The following is a 17,932-nucleotide window of genomic DNA, read 5'->3' as shown; positions in this document are numbered from 1 at the left end:
GCTTCTTGTGGAATGTGGCGGTGAAGAAGGGATTTGAACCCTTGATACGATTTCTCGTATACACACTTTCCAGGCGTGCTCCTTCGACCACTCGGACACTTCACCGGATCTCTTCAAGCAGTTCAGCCTGTCGAGGCGCGCTAATTTAGTAGAAGCCTTTTCCTTTGGCAAGCATTTTTTTCAGAATTTTCATGCGCTTAAGCCAATTGGCCAAAACACCGGGCCCGCCAGGGCGATGCTGCCAATCTCGCCAGTGCTTTTACAACCCGCCTTGACCCTACCCCGCCGCGACAAGGGGTGCAGCCCAGACACTGACTGACCGGTCAGCCTTATTGCTTTACCTGGTCGACGCCGCTGGGTACCGTCGTCGCCACGTTACCCAAAGGACTCTGTCATGAGCGAGCTGATTACCTACCATGCCGAAGACGGCATCGTCACCCTGACCCTGAACAACGGAAAGGTCAACGCCATCTCGCCGGACCTCATCGCCGCCTTCAATGCCGCCCTGGACCGCGCCGTGCAAGAGCGCGCGGTGGTGATCATCACCGGTCAGCCGGGCATTCTCTCCGGCGGCTATGACCTCAAAGTGATGACCTCCGGCCCCAAGGAGGCCGTCGGTCTGGTCACCGCAGGTTCCACCCTGGCCCGTCGCCTGCTCAGCCACCCCTTCCCAGTGGTGGTCGCCTGCCCGGGTAACGCCGTGGCCAAGGGAGCGTTCCTGCTGCTGTCGGCCGACTACCGCATCGGTGTCGAAGGCCCCTACAAGATCTGCCTGAACGAAGTGCAGATCGGCATGACCATGCACCACGCCGGCATCGAACTGGCCCGTGATCGCCTACGCCGCTCGGCCTTCCATCGTGCGGTGATCAATGCCGAGGTGTTCGACCCGCAGGCCGCCGTGGACGCCGGCTTCCTCGACAAGGTGGTGCCGGCCGAACAACTGCAGGAAGCCGCCCTGGCTGCCGCTCGCGAACTGAAGAAAATCAACATGCTGGCGCATAAGAACACCAAGCTGAAAGTACGCAAAGCCCTGCTCGAGACCCTGGACAACGCCATCGTGCTGGACCAGCAACAAATAGGCTAGTCGAGAGCGCCGATCGCTGAGCAAGCCCGCGCCTACACAAAGGATCGCTGCCTGTAGGGCAGGCTTGCCCCGCCCGCCACACCCAAAGGTTTGCCCCGGGCAGTGCACACCCGTACACTGCGCCGCGACTGTCTGGTGTGTGAGTCGTACCATGCTCTATATGCTCCGCATGCTCCTTCTGGCGCTGCATTTTCTGGTCGTCGGCGTGGCAGGCCTGGCCATCGGCCTGTGCCGGCCATTCAACCCCGATAACAGCCGCATCTTCGCCCGCCTCTACAGCCTGCCTGCCGCCTGGTTGATGCGCATCCGGGTCAAGGCCGAGGTCGGCCCGTTGTGGGACCAGCCGCCCGGCTGCGTCATCGTCGCCAACCACCAATCCAACTTCGACCTGTTCATCCTCGGCCAGGTCGTGCCGCAACGCACCGTGGCCATCGGCAAGAAGAGCCTGGGTTGGATCCCGCTGTTCGGCCAGCTGTTCTGGCTGGGCGGCAATGTGCTGGTGGATCGCAAGAATGCCTATCAGGCGCGCAAGGCCATGCAGATGACCACCCGTATCCTGCGCAACGACACCTCGATCTGGATCTTCCCCGAAGGCACCCGCAACCCCGGCGAACACTTGCTGACCTTCAAGAAAGGCGCCTTCCACATGGCCGTCGAGGCCGGTGTACCCATCGTGCCGGTGTGCGTCAGCCGCTACTCCAAGCGCCTGGGCCTGAACAGCTGGCGCCAGCGCACGGTGATCGTGCGTTCGCTGCCGCCGATTGTCACTGCAGGCCTCAGCCAACAGGACCTGCCGGAATTGATCGAGCAATGCCGCACGCAGATGCAGCAGTGCATCGACCGCATGGAAGGCGAGCTGGCGCAGCACTGATTCCCACGGTATGCGTGTCGCCCGCCAGCGGCTTTGGCGGGCAGACGATGGTTGCTCTATGACGTGACAGAGCCCAAGCTGTATCGGGTGTTCAACCAAAGAAGCGGACAACCATGGGGCGAGTCGTGGCATCGGCGGTGTACAGCGCCGGCAGAAAGGTCACCAACATCAGTATCGATGAAGGCAGCGAGTGGGCACGCAAGCCCGGGCACTTCGTCTGGATCGGCCTGGAGGAGCCCAACGCCGAAGAGCTGGCCAACCTGCAGCGTCAGTTCGGCCTGCATGAACTGGCCATCGAAGACGCGCTGGAAAAGCACAGCCGCCCCAAGCTCGAGACCTTTGGCGACGCCCTGTTCATCGTCACCTATTCACCGGTACGCCATGAAGGCAAGCTGGAATTCATCGAGACCCACATCTTCGCCGGCAACGGCTACATCATCACTTGCCGCAACGGCCATTCCAAATCCTATGCCCTGGTGCGCCAACGCTGCGAGGCGCGCCCGTTGCTGCTCGAGCATGGCGAAGACTTCGTGCTGTACGCCCTGCTCGACTTCGTCACCGAGAACTACCAGCCGGTCAGCGAGGCCATCCACGGCGAGATCGAGGAGCTGGAGCGAAGCGTGCTGAGCAACTCGCTCCAGGAAGAAGACATCCAGCGCCTGCACAGCCTGCGTCGGGACATCCTGCGCCTGCGTCGCTACGTGGCGCCGATGGTCGAGGTCAGCGAGGAATTGCAGCGCCTGAACTTCCCCTTCATCGACAAGAACATGCGCCCGTACTTTCGTGATGTGCAGATCCACGTCACTCGGCAGATGGAGGACCTGGCCAGTATCCGCGACATCGCCAGCCAGACCATCGAGATCGGCATGCTGCTGGAGTCGTCACGCCAGAGCATCGTGCAGCGCAAGTTCGCAGCCTGGGCGGCGATCCTGGCGTTTCCCACGGCGATTGCCGGTATCTATGGGATGAACTTCCAGAACATGCCGGAGCTGGGCTGGCATTACGGTTACTTTGGGGTCTTGGGCGTGATAGGCGTGGGATGTAGCGCATTGTTCGCCAGCTTCAAGCGCTCCGGCTGGCTATAGCGGCGCCTCGCGGGCGAACCCGCTCCCACAGGGCCTGCGTAAACCAGGTGGGAGCGGGTTTACCCGCGAAAAGGACGCCACAGACTCTTCGGTACAACGCAGCTCTAAAACACCGCCTAATCCCTGCAGGAGAGGCCTTGGCTGGGTCTAGGCCGCGTTTTCCTTGGCCTTGTCCGAGTGACCGATGAACCGCAGCATCCATTCGCCCACCAGATCGCCCTGGTGGTCTTCCTCGAGGCTGGCGATCGCCCGCTGGTAGACTTCTTCGCCCAACACCTCCTGGCGCGCGTCGAGCAAGGCGCGGGAGTAATCATGGACGAACTCTGGATGCCCCTGGAAGCACAGCACCTGATCGCGGATATGGTAGGCCGCGTTGGGGCAGAAATCGCTGGAGGCGATGACCGTGGCACCCTCAGGCAATTCGGTCACCTGGTCCTGGTGGCTGATCAGCAGGGTCAGCTCGGACACCTCGGGATCCATCCACGGGGCGTGGGCGGCCAAGGAATAACGGTGGATCCCCAGGCCCCAGCCCTGATCGGCCCGCGCGGTCTTGCCGCCAAGCACCAGCGCCAGTACCTGGTGGCCGAAACACACGCCCAGCAGCTTCTCGCCACGTTCGTAGAGCTTGAGCAGGTAGGCCTTCAGCGTCGTGATCCAGGGATCGGTGCCGAACGAATCCGCCTTGCTGCCGGTCACCAGGTACGCATCGAAGGTTTCGCCTTCGGGAGGGTACTCGCCGTTCATCACGTTATAGACGCGAAACTGCGCTGCGATCGGCTGACGCGAGAACAGCTGCTCGAACATCCTTCCGTAGCCCTGATACTGCGCGGTCAACTCCGGTCGCAGGACATCGGTTTCCAGGATGCAGATGCGTAACGACATAGGGATAGTCCTGAACGACGTGTGTGGGATTTTTGCTGTAGAGACTGACGCGAAACCTACATACAAGCAAGTAGGATGCGCTGACGAACGGTCACTTATTTCAGCGGGTAGGGCATTGGGGGCGCAGCTGTCTAGCCAGAGCATGCCAGCGTGATAGCGCTTGGCCTCATAAGCGAAAGAAATCAACGAACCAACCAATAGAACAAAGGGTTCTCAAACATGGATAACGCACACCCTACTGTTGGTTGTATATCCAGACACAAGAGGCATGCGGGACCGGCGTCACCTAGCGCCGTCGCGATCGACCCGAAGCGAGACAAGGAAGCCAAGGGCTATTCAGGAATAACAACAAGAAGGCGGTCCGCCATGTTCAGACAATCGAAAGTACGCCAAGCCGGGCTCATTCTCTTCGCCACGACCTTGCTGCTCATTCTGCCGAACCTGACACGTTTGTTCGGATAAACGCAGCCGTGGCCTTTACAGGCATCGCGCAGGTAATCTTCCGACCCAAAATGGTTGGAGATTATCCATGCGCCGTTGCCTCGCCCTACTGACCCTGCTGTTCTGCCTGCCGCTGTCGGCGACGCAATTGCACCTGGAACTGGGCAATACCACACGCCAGTGGCAAAGCGAGGCCTTGCTGGCTCATCCACAGGCCCAGAACATCAGCATCGAGCAGGATGTCTCCTACAAACGTCCCATGCACTATCGCGCGGTGCCCTTGAGCGCGCTGCTCGAAGGCGTGGGGGCCGACGATCACCTGCAAGCCGTCGCGCTGGATGGCTTCGCCGCCGAAATGCCTGCAGCGCCCTTGCTCCAAGCCGGCCCTGCGCGGGCATGGCTGGCGGTGGAAGACCCCGCCAAACCGTGGCCCACCCTGGGCAATGGCAAGCCGAGCGCCGGGCCGTTCTATCTGGTTTGGACCAACCCTAAGGCCAGTGGCATCCGCCCGGAGCAATGGCCGTTCCAGATCACCACGATTCGCCGCCTGCCGCCGGTGCAAGCGCGCTTCCCTGCCCTGCTGCCTGACCCCAAGCTCTCAGCGAATGACCCGGTGCGCCGAGGCTTTGCCCTGTTCCAGCAGAACTGCCTGGCGTGCCACCGCCTCAATGGTGCAGGCGATGCTCAGTTCGGCCCGGACCTGAACGTACCCCACAACCCCACCGAGTACTTCCAGCCGGGCTTTTTGCGCCGCTACATCCGCGACCCGCAAAGCCTGCGGCAATGGCCTCAGGCAAAGATGCCAGGGTTTGCCGAAAACGTGCTGAGCGAACAGGAGCTCGACGAACTGATCGCCTACCTGGCGCACATGGCCAAGCGCAAGCCTTGAGGGGCACCTAAAGCACTGTGGAAGCTGGCGCAGCCTGCGATGGCCGCGCAGCGGCCCCGGGCCCTGGGTACTCAGGCGACTGGCCGCTCCTGCTTCACGCCCCAGCCCTCGACCTCGCCGCCAAACGGCGAGACGACCTGCTCGAAGGCTTCCTCGAAGGCGCCGATCCCTCGGTAGGTGGCATACATGATTTTGCTCAATTCCAGGTGCCACGCGCCATCGTCCAGCTCGCGTACCTGGGCATTGAGGGATTCACCGCGAAACTGCCCGGCCGCACGTCGCGCACCGGCCTCGTCGGGGAACACCGCATAGAACTCGATAGGATGGATTCGGGTGAAGTCGAAACCGCCAGCTTTCATCTGGCGAAGGACATTGCTGCTGATATCGTCGTTCTGGCTGCTCATGAAACGTCCTCCTACAAACGCAATGGATAGACTTTCCGTGCACAACGCACCTGCTTTGCACCATCGAGTGCCTTGCAGATCGAGCTAATGAGAGACGCGAATAGAGCCGACGCGGATCCGCAGAAAGATCCGGGCCTCGTCTGAGCGTAGTGCCTGCCGGCTCACAGCGCCAGCGCAGCGCGCTCAGGGCCGTTCATCGATGCCGGTGATGGAAACGCCGTTCTGCTCCTTGAGCCAGCGCACCGTGGGGGAAGGACTGCGGTCCTGGAAGTCATTGAGGTCCAGTTCATCGATGACGGGGAACAAATGCGAACGGATCAGCCGGGCGGCTTGCTCATCGCTTGGGCGTTGATCACCGTTGTACAGCAGTGAACTCTGTACGCCATTCTGGTCGACGAAGGTGACTTCCCACTCTTTCATTGAATTGCCCTCTCAATCAAAGAATACCGGGTGTGTGCTGCCAGTATCCTTGACCGTCGGCGAGGGCGTTTGTTCAGTTAAGCCGCTTTGGTGGGGCGAGCCCGCCCCCACAGATGCAGGCTTGCGCATCATCTGTGGGGGCGAACGCGCGCGGCGTCAGTCCTTGGGTGTGCCGTGGACGACACCGGCGGTGTTGTCCATCAGGCTCTTGGTCGCCGTCTGGATGTAGGACTCGAGGCTCTTCAACAGCTCAGGCTGGTCGGGGCTCTCGATCAGCTCGGCCTTGAACTCGCGACCCAGCTGGTAGCGGTACAGGCGCGGGCTCATGTCCTTGGACTCGATGAGAATGCGATCCCCCTTGACCAGGCCGACGATCTGCTCGCTGCCCGACGGCTTGATGATGCCCACGCCCGGGTCGCCCTCAGGCAGGTTGAGCAGGTCGCGGCCCCAGCACTGGTGACGGGTCTGGCCACCCAGGCGGCCCATGATGGTCGGCACGATGTCGACCTGGGTACCCACAGTGTGGTTGACCGCGCCGAACTTCTCCTGGATGCCCGGGGCGATCAGCAACAGCGGCACGTTGAAACGGCCCAGGTCCAGCTCGGTGACCTGCTGCTGGTTGCCGAAGCCATGGTCGCCGACGATGACGAACAGGGTGTCCTTGAAGTAAGGCTCCTTACGTGCCTTCTCGAAGAACTGGCCCAGGGCCCAGTCGGAGTAGCGCATGGCCGTGAGGTGCTCATCCAGACGGCCAAGGCCTGTGACCTTCTCGACCGGCAGGTCCTTGGGCAGTGCATATGGCGTGTGGTTGGAGAGCGTCTGCAGCAGCGCGTAGATCGGCTTCTTGCCGTCGTGCTTGGCCAGCTCTTCATTGCCACGGTCGAACATATCCTGGTCGGACACGCCCCAGGTCGGGTCGGAGAACACAGGATTGACGAAGTCGTTACGGCCGATGAAGGTGGTCATGCCCTGGTTGCCGAAGAAACCGGACTGGTTGTCCCAGGCGAAGTCACCGTTGTAGACGTAGACGTCGTCGTATTTACGCGCGCTGAGCAATGCCGGCAGGCCAGACAGTTTGTGACCACCCTCCGGGGTCTGCATCAGGTACTCGAAGCCCGGCAGGTTCGGGAAGCAGGCCATGGTGGCGAACATGCCCTGGTGGGTGTGAGTGCCATTGGAGAAGAAGCGGTCGAACAGCAGACCCTCCTTGGCCAATTTGTCGAAGTACGGCGTGATGTTGTTAGGGCTGCCCAGAGCGCCCACCGAGTGACCGGCGAAGCTCTCCATGAGGATCACCACGACGTTCTTGACGGCCAGGGTGCGGTCGGCTGGCGGCACGAAGTCGCGACGCACGGCAGCTTCATCGGCATCGACCAAGGTGTCGTTGGGGGTCAGCAGCAGGTCACGCACAGCCTGGGTGGCCGCGTCCTGCTCGACGGTGGGCTTCCAGATATTGGCACGGTCCTCGCCGAAGCGGCTATGGGCCGCGTCGATCAGGGTCAGGGTGCCGTTCAGGCCAAGCTGGTTGACGAAGTTCGAGTCGGTGGTGAAGGCATCACCCCAACGCATCGGAGGGCCCTGGCGCAGGGTGCCACGGGCAGCGGCCACCGCCACCAGCAGGACCACCATGAACACCGCCAGGCGGTGGTACCAAGGGGCGACACGACGTGGCGCCGAGCCTTGGGAGACACCGTCACCTCGGGTCAGGCGGTCGATACCCTTGAACAGCAGGCTCAGCAGCCAGGTGCCGAACAGCCAGGCCAGCAGGTAGCGCACGACCGGGAAGCCGTACCACAGCATGCTCAGGACGGTCTTGGGGTCTTCCTTGATGTACTGGAACACCAGGCCGTTCAGACGCTGGTGGAACTCGCGGTAGAAGTCCATTTCCATCAGGCCAAGGAACATCACCACGCTGGAAGCCAGGGTCAGCCACAGGCGGAAGAGCCCGCGACGGGCCATCGCCCAGGGACTGAGCAGCGCCAGCAGCAGCGGAATGCTCAGGTACACCACCACCCGCAGGTCGAAGCGCAGGCCGTTGAGGAAACCTTCGGCCACAGTGGAGGACGGCGTATCGCCGATCATGTCGCTGTTGTAGATCAGCAACGCCAGGCGAACCAGGCTCAGCATCAGCATGATCACCAGGCCGCTGAGCAGCGTGTAGGCCAGGTGCGATTTGAGGGTCGGCGCGAACGAAGCCGGCACGGCCCGTTGCTTCAAGGCATCCGTGTTAGCCATGAATGGGGGGATCCTAGGATTGCGGGTTTGCGGAAAGGCGAAATCGCCCTGCTACCTGAAGGGCCCGGCCATCAAAGCACGGCTATTGGGCCTACGCAGCATTGTGCGGCGCGGATTTTCGATAATCCAGTGTGAAAATTTCGTCACGGGCTGACATTGGCGAGGTCTACGCGGCCCCATTCGCGGCTAACCTCCCCCCCCAGAGGTTCAGCGCAGGTTTTGAGTGGGCGCCGTACCTGCGGGTACGGGTTCACCCGCGAATAAGCCTGCGAGGATCACCGGGCAATTTGTAAGAGGGTATTTTGCACTGGACCCTCGCTCACAACTTAAGGTCACCCCTGGGGCCGGCAATGGCCCAGATGATCAGCCCGAGCACCGGCAACAGGACGATCAACAAGATCCAGAGCACCTTGATGCCCACCTCGGCACCGCTCTTGAGCACATGAAGAATCGCCCAGATGTCCAGGGCGAGGATGATCAGCCCAACCAGGCTGTTGAAGGTGGAACCCATGCGACCGCTCCTGCCAAAAGGTTTGCCGCCAAGCATAGCCGGCTATTGCGTCGATAGAATGGAATGCTTGGCCGCAGCGGCAGGTCAATGGCTAGACTGCGTTCATACATTGTCACGAGGTCCGCATGCCCCCTGCCCACGCCACTGAAAGCCCTGCTCCCGTCTCGCTGCTCAACGCTTGGCGACAACAGGCCGCGACCACTCCCTGGCTCAGCGCCGGCCTGGCCCTCAGCCTACTGGTGGTGCTCAGCCTGCTCGCGGCCAGCCTGTGGAACGCGATTAATGGCGACCATGCCGACAACCTGCACCTGGCACTGCTCGGTGGTCTATCGGGGTTCGGCACCACGGCTCTGGGCGCCGTGCTGGCGGTGGTGCTGCGCGATGTCAGCACGCGCAGTCAGGACGTGATGCTCGGCTTTGCCGCCGGCATGATGCTCGCAGCGAGCTCCTTCTCGTTGATTCTGCCAGGCCTGGACGCTGCCCGGGAGATCACCGGCAATGGCCCGGCTGCAGCCTTCACCGTGGTATTAGGGATGGGATTGGGTGTGCTGTTGATGCTCGGCCTCGATCGCTTCACCCCGCACGAGCACGAAAGCACCGGGCCTTGTGGCCCAGAGGCAGAGCGCATCAACCGGGTGTGGCTGTTCGTACTGGCGATCACCCTGCACAACCTGCCCGAAGGCATGGCCATCGGTGTGAGCTTCGCCAACGGCGACATGAACATCGGCCTGCCGCTGACCAGCGCGATCGCCATCCAGGACATCCCCGAAGGCCTGGCGGTGGCACTGGCCCTGCGTGCGACAGGGCTGTCGAACCTGAAGGCGGCGCTGGTGGCGATCGGCTCCGGCCTGATGGAGCCGCTGGGTGCGGTGATCGGCCTGGGCATCTCCACCGGCTTCGCCCTGGCCTACCCGGTGAGCATGGGGTTGGCGGCAGGTGCCATGATCTTCGTGGTGTCCCACGAAGTGATTCCCGAAACCCACCGCAATGGGCACCAGACCTCGGCAACCCTGGGCCTGATGGGTGGGTTCGCGGTGATGATGTTCCTCGATACCGCGTTGGGCTGACCTGTACCAACCTCTCCAAGCAAACCCGCTTCCATCAGGTCAGCGTTGGGACCTGTCGGAGCGGGTTTACCCGCGAAGCAGCAACGGCTGAGCTGATGTCAGACGTGAACCGCGACCTTCAGAGCCTCCAGCGCCGGCTCGACCTTGATCCCCAACTCCGCCCCCAGTTCCAGCACCCGGGCCAGATCGTTCTGCCCCACCATCACCACTTGCAGCTCGTCATCGAGCAACTGGCTGAAGTTGACCAGCACATAGCCGCCGGCCTCCTTGTTCAGGGCGCCCATCTGGACCTGGATACGATTGAGCGCGGTCAGCGGCTCGGTGCGCGCCAGCTGTTTAGGTTTGAGGTTGAACGGCACGCTCTTGTCGAACGACTCGGTGATGCGCTCGAACAGCTCCTGATAGCTGTCGGCCTGGAACAGCACGGTGTCCGGCAGGCTGCCGACCACTACCCATTCACCCAGCGGGATAGGGAAGCTGTCGTCGTAGTTGATGTCAGGATTGGCGGTCAGGAACGCGGCGGGATCGGCGTAGGCCTGGGCGGCCTCATCGGCGATGCGCTCGATGTCTTGCTCACGCATGCAGCCGGCGCCGATGAGGCTGATGAGTTCGAACAACTGGTTTTTCATGGGGGGCCCCTGCGCTGGCGAAAAAGTCGCCAAGGATAGCCGCAAATGCCCCCTAGGGGTTAGCCGGCCAGCGCCTGCAGACGCGCAGCGGTGTCCGCCGCGCCCATGGTCTGGGCGGCGGCCAAGGCGGTGGCGCCCCGGGCATCCTTCCGCGCAGGGTCGGCGCCTTGGGCCAGCAGGAATTCGAGGATCTCGCTACGGTTGAACATCGCCGCCAGCATCAATGCGGTACGACCGTCCTCGGCGGCAGCATCCACCGGTACGCCGTGTTCGATTAGCAGGCGGATCATCGCCAGGTCTCCCTTGAACGCCGCGCCTGCGATAGGCAGTTGCCCGTTGTCGTTGGCGATTAGCGGGTCGGCACCCTGAGCCAGCAGCACCCGCACCGCCTCAAGGTGGCCATGGTAGCTGGCCAACATCAGCAAGGTGTCGCCCTTGTGGTTGCGCAGGTTGGCCGGCAGGCCGCTCTGCAGCAGACGCTCAAGCATGGGCGCATCCCCCCGCCGGGCACGCTCGAAGACTTCTTCGGCAAACGCTGCGGTCTCTTCATCGGTCATGGCGGTGGGCTGTTGGTCGGACATCTGGAACCTCCTGGCAGGAATAGAGCCCAAGTCTTTGTCAGGCAGTGCCAGGCGGTCAAAGGTTCAGATTCTATCGACCCGAGAGTCAAACCTTATGAACCTTGCAAATTGCACTGTGCAAAATGCACGACCATGCGAAATGCACGGTCGATGAAACCCAGCCAACATCCAACTAATTGAATTAAAAGGATATTTTTAATTCGCCTAGACTGGCACGGTCACTGCAACGCTCAACTCACGTCTGCCCACCCAACAGTCAGGAGTTGAGATATGGACCTCATCCAGGAAAAGTTCGCCTCGGTATTCTGCGCCTATCAAGTCCAAACCCAGCCCCGCCCCGACGGCGGTATCCAGCTGACCCTGCGGGCAGCCGATGGCAAGGTGACTCGCCGTGCCTTGACCTACGCACAGTTGCACAGCGCCGAGCAATTGTCCTGGGCGATCAGCGCCATCCGCCGTGATCTGGCCGAGCAGGCCAGCGAACTGCCGGTGATCTCCATGTTGCAAAGCCAGCAGCGTTTCGCCCTGCCGACCTATCGCTGAATGCGCCGTGGACTTCGCGGGTACATCGGCGCGCCGGTTTACCCGCGAAGTCACGTGCATCAGAGCTCGTCCATCCCCGCAAACTGCCGAGCCGAAGCATCGCCAGTAAACTGCGGCTGTATCCCCGCCTCGCTGCCAAACAGACGCAATGCCAGGCAGAACGGGTTGTCACCAAGATCCACCCAACGGCGCAGGCCTGCCGGCACCACCAGCACATCGCCCTTCTCGCACAACACTGCATGCACGTAGTCGCCCAGACGCAAGCTGACCTGTGCACGTCCGCTGATCACGGCAAACACCTCGGCCGCCTCGTGCACATGCTCCTCGCGAAGATCGGCCTGGCTCGGGTCGAGGCCGTCGCGGTTGAGCAGGCCGAACGCCACGCTGCCATGGGCGGTCATCAACTGATCCAACAGCCCTTGGCATTCGGCCAGCACCTGCTCCTGGGCCGTGCCCGGTCGGGTGCGCAGCTCGTCGGTGCGGTGCTCCAGGTGCACGCCCTGCTCGGCCAGGGTGGCGGCGATATCGTCGTGGTGGGTCAGCACCTTGTACGGCAGCTCGGGGCTGGAGAGATGAAAAACGCTGAGAATGCTCATCAGGGGCTGGTCCTGGTCTGTTTCGAACAAAAGGCAATGATAACGGCTGCGGCCAGTGCCGCGATGCTGGCCATACCAAAGGTGAAGGCCGGGCCCAGCAGTTTCCAGCTGTAGCCCGAATACAACGCGCCCAGGGCGCCGCCGGTGCCAGACAGCGCCGCGTACAGGGCTTGGCCCTGCCCCTGCTGGCGGGCGCCGAAGCTGGCCTGGACGAAGGCGATGGCCGCGGCATGGAAGCAGCCAAACGTCGCCGCGTGCAGCACCTGGGCGAATACCAGCACAGCCGGAATATCCGCCAGATTACCCAACAGCAGCCAACGCAGCGCCGCCAGCAGGAAGCTCGCCAGCAGCACATGGCGCACCGATACCTTGGCGAAGATCCGGCTCATGGCCATGAACACCAGCACTTCGGCCACCACCCCCAGCGCCCACAGCAAGCCGATGGCGCCACGGGTGTAGCCCAAGCGCTCCAAATGCAGGGTGAGGAAGGTGTAGTAAGGGCCGTGGCTGAGCTGCATCAGCGCCACGCACGCGTAGAACGCCAGCACGCCTGGCGCCCTCAACTGCCTCAGGAAGCCCCCTGCCCCCTTGCGCTCGGCATGCTCGGCCGGCTGGGCGTTGGGCACCCACAGGCTGGCGACGAAAATACCCGCCATGATGGTCACCAACGCCAGCGGATAGATATCCAGGCTCAGCCATTCGAACAGCCGGCCCAGGCCCACCACGGTGAGGATGAAACCGATCGAGCCCCACAGGCGCACCTGGCTGTAGCGTGAGGTTTGCCCGTGCAGGTGCGCCAGGGTGATCACTTCGAACTGCGGCAGTACGGCATGCCAGAAGAACGCGTGCAAGGCCATCACCAGCGCCAGCCAGGCATAGCTTTTGTCGACGAAGATCAACGAGAAAGTGGCCAGGGTCGACAAGGCGCCCAGGCGAACGATCAGCAACCGCTGGCCGCTGCGGTCCCCCAGCCAGCCCCACAGGTTCGGGGCGATGCAGCGCATCAGCATGGGGATGGCCACCAGTTCGCCGATACGCGCCGGTGAGAAGCCTAGATGGTCGAAGTACAGCGCCAGAAACGGAGCGGTGGATCCGAGCAGGGCGAAATAGAAGAGATAGAAGCTGGACAGGCGCCAGTAAGGGATCGGGGGCATGGGTCGGGCCTTTTGTTGCCTGTGCCGGCCCCTTCGCGGGGAAACCCGCTCCGACAGGAACTGCGGTGATCCTGTAGGAGCGGGTTTACCCGCGAAGTGACCAGTGCGGACGAATCAGCGCTGGCCCAGCACCGGGGTATTCACCTTCACGTCGGCGTTCTGCGCACGATGGCGCAGCAGGTGGTCCATCAGCACGATAGCCATCATCGCCTCGGCGATCGGCGTGGCACGGATGCCCACGCAGGGGTCATGACGGCCTTTGGTGATGACCTCGACCGGGTTGCCGTCGACATCGATGGAGCGGCCCGGGGTGGTGATGCTTGAGGTCGGCTTGAGCGCCAGGTGGGCGATGATCGGCTGGCCGGAGGAGATCCCGCCGAGAATGCCGCCTGCGTTGTTGCTCAGGAAGCCCTCAGGGGTCAGTTCATCGCGATGCTCGGTGCCACGCTGGGCGACACTGGCGAACCCGGCGCCGATTTCCACGCCCTTGACGGCGTTGATGCTCATCAGGGCATGGGCAAGTTCGGCGTCCAGGCGGTCGAAGATCGGCTCGCCCAGGCCAGGCATCACGCCCTCGGCGACCACGGTGATCTTCGCGCCGACCGAGTCCTGGTCACGGCGCAATTGGTCCATGTAGGCCTCCAGCTCCGGGACTTTGTCCGGGTCGGGGCTGAAGAAGGCGTTGTCCTCGACCGAGTCCCAGGTCTTGAACGGGATCTCGATCGGGCCCAGCTGGCTCATGTAGCCACGCACGCGGATGCCTTGGGTGGCCAGGTATTTCTTGGCGATGGCACCGGCGGCCACGCGCATGGCGGTCTCGCGGGCCGAGCTGCGGCCACCACCGCGGTAGTCGCGGATGCCGTACTTGTGGTGGTAGGTGTAGTCGGCGTGGGCCGGGCGGAACAGGTCCTTGATCGCCGAGTAGTCCTTGGACTTCTGGTCGGTGTTGCGGATCAACAAACCGATGGAGCAGCCGGTGGTACGGCCTTCGAACACACCCGAGAGAATTTCGACCTCATCCGGCTCCTGGCGCTGGGTGGTGTGCCGGCTGGTGCCCGGTTTGCGGCGGTCGAGGTCGTGCTGCAGGTCGGCCAGGGAAATTTCCAAGCCCGGTGGGCACCCATCGACAATGGCGACCAACGCCGGGCCGTGGCTTTCGCCTGCGGTGGTGACAGTGAACAGCTTGCCGTAGGTATTGCCGGACATGGACGCTCCGCGAATCAGCCTGAATGTGAAGGAGGCAGGCAGTATACGGAAATTCCCCTTATTCGGGTGGTCGGTTCGGCCTCCTTCGTGGGCAAACCCGCGCCACAGTGTTGCACTGAAACCTGTCGCACCCGGTTTACCCACGAAGGGGCATGGTAGAACCTTCGATCAACCGCCCGGTCCAACCGACATCCCACCACGTAGTAGCCCTATGATGTTGCGCCTCGCCGCCCTGCTCCTGCTGCTGTGCACAGGCCTCGCCCAGGCCGCCGCCCCGACCGTCCTGCAACGCCCCATCGACCTGGACACCGGCCAGGGCGTGCTCCATGGCAGCCTGCTGCTGCCCCAACAGGCCACACCACCGCCGGTGGTGCTGATCATCGCCGGCTCCGGCCCCACCGACCGCGACGGCAACAACCCCGCCAGCGGTCGCCTGGACAACCTCAAGCGCCTGGCCTTGCTGCTGGCCGGCGAGCACATCGCCAGCGTGCGCTTCGACAAACGTGGCGTGGCCGCCAGCCAGCCGGCCACGCCCGATGAGCGGGACCTGAGCGTCGAACGCTATGTGGCCGATGCGGTGGCCTGGGGCCGCAAGCTCAGGGCCGACCCACGCTTCGGTCCATTGATCCTGCTCGGCCATAGCGAAGGCGCGCTGATCGCGACCCTGGCCGCTGAACAGGCCGGCGCCAGCGCGGTGATCACCGTGGCCGGCAGTGGTCGCCCCGTGGCCGACGTGCTACGCGAACAATTGGCCCAGCGCCTGCCGCCGGCGGAACTGGCGCGCGGCAACACGGTGATCGACCGCCTGCAGGCCGGGCAGACCACACTCGATGTACCCGCGCCGCTACGCGATGTGTTTCGCCCGAGCGTACAGCCCTACCTGATTTCGCTGCTGCGCCAGGACCCGGCGGCAGCGTTCGCTCGTCTGCAGATGCCCGCTTTGATCATCCAGGGCCGCAACGATGTGCAGGTGGAGGTCGCCGATGCCGAGCGCCTCAAGGCCGCCAAGCCCGACGCGCAACTGGCGCTGATCGATGGCATGAATCACATGCTGCGCATCAGCCCACGGGACATGAGCCAGCAACGCGACAGCTACCGCAACCCGGGCCTGCCATTGGCCCGTGAGCTGGGGGCGCGGATCGTGGCGTTCATCCGTCAGTTGCCGCAGGCGTAGATTCGGCTCAGGAAGTGTTGGTCGCTGCCGATAACGGAATCATTGAGGCGGTGGGTTTGGGGTCGACATGCGGCTCTTTCGCGGCACAAGGCCGCTCCTACAGGCGGTGCGTAACGCTTGTAGGAGCGGCCTTGTGCCGCGAGAAGGCTGCAAGGCAGCCCCGATCGAATCACCGCCACCGTGCATTCGAGGACACCCCTGATGACCGACGCCCCCGCTGCCGTTGAGGCGGACGAAGAACCCCAAGCCCCGGAACGCGCCCCATTGCCCTGGGAAGACTTGGCCTGCGAACACTTCCAGTTGCTGCGCCTGGCGGCCTTGCCCACCGACCGCAACAGCGGCGCCCGCCCGCTGCGCTTCGTCGAGTTCGGCCATGCCGAGCGGCACAGCAAGACGCACAGCCTGCTGCGCTTGGAAATCCGCCTGCCCGGGCAGAAGGTTCGCAAGGAGCAGAACCAGCTGGATATCCGCGTCGATCACGAGCAGCGTCAGGTGCGCATTGGCGACGACAACGGTTTGCAGCTGGAACCCCTGAACCGCGGCCTGGGGCGATTCCTGTTGGGCCAGGCAGTGCAATGGCTGCAACAGCGCTGGTCGAACTATCAGGTCGAGGGCATGGCGCTGCCCAACAAGGATGCCCTCAACGAAGACACCCGACTGCGCCGCGATCATGTGCTCAGCAGTGTCGGCCTGACGGTGGAGTACGAGGGGGGGCAACTGCTCAAGGGGCGTACCGTGGACACCCCGGTGGGCCAGCTCAAGGGCGGCTGGAACAACGAGAAAGTCCAGCGCGTCGAGATCCTCGAAGCCGCCGGAATGCTGCAACAGGCCGAGCAGCAGTTACTGGAGAAGCAGGCGCAGTTGCGCGAGCGCGATGAACGGGTCGCCAAGTACCGCCGCGAAGACAGCGGTTTGCGGTTCACCATCACCTGCCTGGTGGCGTTTGCCGTGTTCCAGGCCGGGTTGCTGATCTGGATCGCCACCCGCTAGAGACGCGGCGTCATCTTCGCGGGTAAACCCGCTCCCACAGGTCCCGCGTCGAACCTTATGGGAGCGGGTTTACCCGCGAAGGCGTCAGCCCGGCCAATGCAGCGGCTGCGCCTTGCCCTTCCAGTAATTTTCCCACCCACTGCTGCGTCGCAGTTCGGCTGCTACAGGTCAGCGTCGAACCTTATGGGAGCGGGTTTACCCGCGAATGGGCTGCGCCGCAGCCCTTTGCCTTGATCAGACGCGGGAGCGGAACAGCTCCTGATGCTGGCGGCACTGCTCGGCGGTCAGCATGAACACGCCATGCCCGCCCCGCTCGAACTCCAGCCAAGCGAAGTCCACCTCTGGGTACAACGCCTGGACATGCACCTGGCTGTTACCCACCTCGACGATCAGTAGCCCTTTCTCGTTCAGGTGGTCAGCCGCCTCGGCGAGCATGCGTCGCACCAGATCCAGGCCATCGTTGCCACAGGCCAGGCCCAGCTCGGGTTCGTGGTGGTATTCAGCCGGCATGTCGGCGAAGTCTTCGGCATCGACATACGGCGGGTTGGACAGGATCAGGTCGAAGCGCTGCCCCGGCAGACCGGCGAAGCCATCACCCTGAACGGTGTATACACGCTCCTCCAGGCCGTGGCGCTCGATGTTGTGGTTGGCCACTTCCAGCGCATCGAAGGACAGGTCGGCCAGCACCACTTCGGCCTCGGGGAACACGTCAGCGGCGACGATGCCGATGCAACCGGAGCCGGTGCACAGGTCCAGGATGCGCGCAGGCGCCGCGGCCAGCCACGGTTCGAAGCGCTTTTCGATCAACTCGCCGATGGGCGAGCGCGGCACCAGCACACGCTCGTCGACCACGAACGACATGCCGCAGAACCACGCCTCGCCCAGCAGATAGGCGGTGGGTACCCGCTCTTCGATTCGGCGCTTGAGCAGGTGCTGCAGGCGCACGCGTTCGTCATCTTCCAGCTGGCAGTCCAGGTAGCTGTCGGCCACTTCCCACGGCAAGTGCACGGCGCCCAGCACCAGCAGGCGGGCTTCGTCCCAGGCGTTGTCGGCACCGTGGCCGAAGAACAGGTCGTGCTCATGGAAGCGGCTGACCGCCCAGCGGATATGGTCGCGCAGGGTGCGCAGGCGGGATGTGATCACGGATGACTCCTTTTAAGACAGGACAAA

At 63.2% G+C, this 17,932-nt stretch carries 19 protein-coding genes and 1 tRNA gene; 8 read left to right on the top strand and 12 right to left on the bottom strand.

The features are described 5' to 3' along the window. Positions 1-15: 15 nt before the first annotated feature. Positions 16-105, bottom strand: a tRNA-Ser gene (locus IEC33019_RS02750). A gap of 289 nt (positions 106-394) precedes the next feature. Here IEC33019_RS02750 and IEC33019_RS02745 point away from each other — a divergent pair. From IEC33019_RS02745 to IEC33019_RS02735, 3 genes are all read left to right on the top strand, one after another. Then, positions 395-1,084: a crotonase/enoyl-CoA hydratase family protein gene (locus IEC33019_RS02745; RefSeq protein ID WP_070093752.1), complete on the top strand. Its 690-nt coding sequence runs from the start codon at positions 395-397 to the stop codon at positions 1,082-1,084. 151 nt (positions 1,085-1,235) lie between these two features. After that, entirely contained in the window at positions 1,236-1,955 is a 720-nt protein-coding gene (locus tag IEC33019_RS02740) for a lysophospholipid acyltransferase family protein (RefSeq protein WP_070093751.1), read from the top strand. Between the two features lie 113 nt (positions 1,956-2,068). Next, the gene (locus IEC33019_RS02735; protein ID WP_070093750.1) at positions 2,069-3,040 is read left to right on the top strand and encodes a magnesium and cobalt transport protein CorA; all 972 of its coding nucleotides are present in this window, start codon (positions 2,069-2,071) and stop codon (positions 3,038-3,040) included. A gap of 147 nt (positions 3,041-3,187) precedes the next feature. Here IEC33019_RS02735 and IEC33019_RS02730 read toward each other — a convergent pair whose 3' ends face one another. Then, on the bottom strand, positions 3,188-3,922 hold the full coding sequence (locus IEC33019_RS02730) for an amidotransferase (RefSeq protein WP_070093749.1): 735 nt from the start codon (positions 3,920-3,922) through the stop codon (positions 3,188-3,190). Between the two features lie 529 nt (positions 3,923-4,451). Here IEC33019_RS02730 and IEC33019_RS02725 point away from each other — a divergent pair. Further along, the gene (locus tag IEC33019_RS02725; protein ID WP_070093748.1) at positions 4,452-5,252 is read left to right on the top strand and encodes a cytochrome c; all 801 of its coding nucleotides are present in this window, start codon (positions 4,452-4,454) and stop codon (positions 5,250-5,252) included. A gap of 71 nt (positions 5,253-5,323) precedes the next feature. On the opposite strand, the gene IEC33019_RS02720 is transcribed toward IEC33019_RS02725, so the two are convergent. From IEC33019_RS02720 to IEC33019_RS02705, 4 genes are all read right to left on the bottom strand, one after another. Beyond that, positions 5,324-5,656, bottom strand: a complete 333-nt coding sequence (locus IEC33019_RS02720; protein ID WP_043209796.1) for a ribonuclease E inhibitor RraB — start codon at positions 5,654-5,656, stop codon at positions 5,324-5,326. Between the two features lie 183 nt (positions 5,657-5,839). Then, positions 5,840-6,076: a hypothetical protein gene (locus IEC33019_RS02715; RefSeq protein WP_070093747.1), complete on the bottom strand. Its 237-nt coding sequence runs from the start codon at positions 6,074-6,076 to the stop codon at positions 5,840-5,842. Positions 6,077-6,232: 156 nt separating this feature from the next. Continuing rightward, positions 6,233-8,311 (bottom strand): LTA synthase family protein, encoded by a 2,079-nt coding sequence (locus IEC33019_RS02710; protein ID WP_070093746.1) that lies wholly within the window; start codon positions 8,309-8,311, stop codon positions 6,233-6,235. Between the two features lie 319 nt (positions 8,312-8,630). Next, positions 8,631-8,822: a PLDc N-terminal domain-containing protein gene (locus tag IEC33019_RS02705; RefSeq protein ID WP_070093745.1), complete on the bottom strand. Its 192-nt coding sequence runs from the start codon at positions 8,820-8,822 to the stop codon at positions 8,631-8,633. Between the two features lie 125 nt (positions 8,823-8,947). Between IEC33019_RS02705 and IEC33019_RS02700 the strand changes: the two genes are divergently transcribed. Then, on the top strand, positions 8,948-9,889 hold the full coding sequence (locus IEC33019_RS02700) for a ZIP family metal transporter (protein ID WP_070093744.1): 942 nt from the start codon (positions 8,948-8,950) through the stop codon (positions 9,887-9,889). Between the two features lie 98 nt (positions 9,890-9,987). Here IEC33019_RS02700 and IEC33019_RS02695 read toward each other — a convergent pair whose 3' ends face one another. Both IEC33019_RS02695 and IEC33019_RS02690 read right to left on the bottom strand, forming a co-directional pair. Continuing rightward, the gene (locus IEC33019_RS02695) at positions 9,988-10,518 is read right to left on the bottom strand and encodes a hypothetical protein (RefSeq protein ID WP_070093743.1); all 531 of its coding nucleotides are present in this window, start codon (positions 10,516-10,518) and stop codon (positions 9,988-9,990) included. A 59-nt stretch (positions 10,519-10,577) separates the two neighbouring features. After that, positions 10,578-11,099: an ankyrin repeat domain-containing protein gene (locus tag IEC33019_RS02690; RefSeq protein ID WP_070093742.1), complete on the bottom strand. Its 522-nt coding sequence runs from the start codon at positions 11,097-11,099 to the stop codon at positions 10,578-10,580. Between the two features lie 270 nt (positions 11,100-11,369). On the opposite strand from IEC33019_RS02690, the gene IEC33019_RS02685 reads away from it, so the two are divergent. After that, positions 11,370-11,642, top strand: coding sequence for a DUF3509 domain-containing protein (locus tag IEC33019_RS02685; RefSeq protein ID WP_070093741.1), 273 nt, complete (start codon positions 11,370-11,372; stop codon positions 11,640-11,642). A gap of 59 nt (positions 11,643-11,701) precedes the next feature. Here IEC33019_RS02685 and IEC33019_RS02680 read toward each other — a convergent pair whose 3' ends face one another. The 3 genes from IEC33019_RS02680 to aroC form a co-directional block, all read right to left on the bottom strand. Continuing rightward, positions 11,702-12,238: a cupin domain-containing protein gene (locus IEC33019_RS02680; protein ID WP_070093740.1), complete on the bottom strand. Its 537-nt coding sequence runs from the start codon at positions 12,236-12,238 to the stop codon at positions 11,702-11,704. After that, positions 12,238-13,392: an MFS transporter gene (locus IEC33019_RS02675; RefSeq protein WP_070093739.1), complete on the bottom strand. Its 1,155-nt coding sequence runs from the start codon at positions 13,390-13,392 to the stop codon at positions 12,238-12,240. The genes IEC33019_RS02680 and IEC33019_RS02675 overlap by 1 nt, the downstream gene beginning before the upstream one ends. 114 nt (positions 13,393-13,506) lie before the next feature. Next, on the bottom strand, positions 13,507-14,598 hold the full coding sequence (gene aroC / locus IEC33019_RS02670) for a chorismate synthase (protein WP_070093738.1): 1,092 nt from the start codon (positions 14,596-14,598) through the stop codon (positions 13,507-13,509). 211 nt (positions 14,599-14,809) lie between these two features. Between aroC and IEC33019_RS02665 the strand changes: the two genes are divergently transcribed. Beyond that, positions 14,810-15,772, top strand: coding sequence for an alpha/beta hydrolase (locus IEC33019_RS02665; RefSeq protein ID WP_099593020.1), 963 nt, complete (start codon positions 14,810-14,812; stop codon positions 15,770-15,772). 201 nt (positions 15,773-15,973) lie between these two features. Beyond that, positions 15,974-16,762, top strand: coding sequence for a hypothetical protein (locus tag IEC33019_RS02660; protein ID WP_099593017.1), 789 nt, complete (start codon positions 15,974-15,976; stop codon positions 16,760-16,762). A 234-nt stretch (positions 16,763-16,996) separates the two neighbouring features. Here the strand turns inward: IEC33019_RS02660 and prmB are convergent, their stop codons facing one another. Next, a complete protein-coding gene (gene prmB / locus IEC33019_RS02655) occupies positions 16,997-17,905 on the bottom strand; it encodes a 50S ribosomal protein L3 N(5)-glutamine methyltransferase (protein WP_070093735.1) in 909 nt (302 codons plus the stop codon). Positions 17,906-17,932: the final 27 nt, after the last annotated feature.

Origin of the sequence: Pseudomonas putida (assembly GCF_002741075.1) — a bacterium.
GTDB lineage: Bacteria > Pseudomonadota > Gammaproteobacteria > Pseudomonadales > Pseudomonadaceae > Aquipseudomonas > Aquipseudomonas putida_T.
The sequence above is the reverse complement of the archived record's forward strand: the minus strand, read 5'-3'. Positions and strand labels throughout refer to the sequence as shown.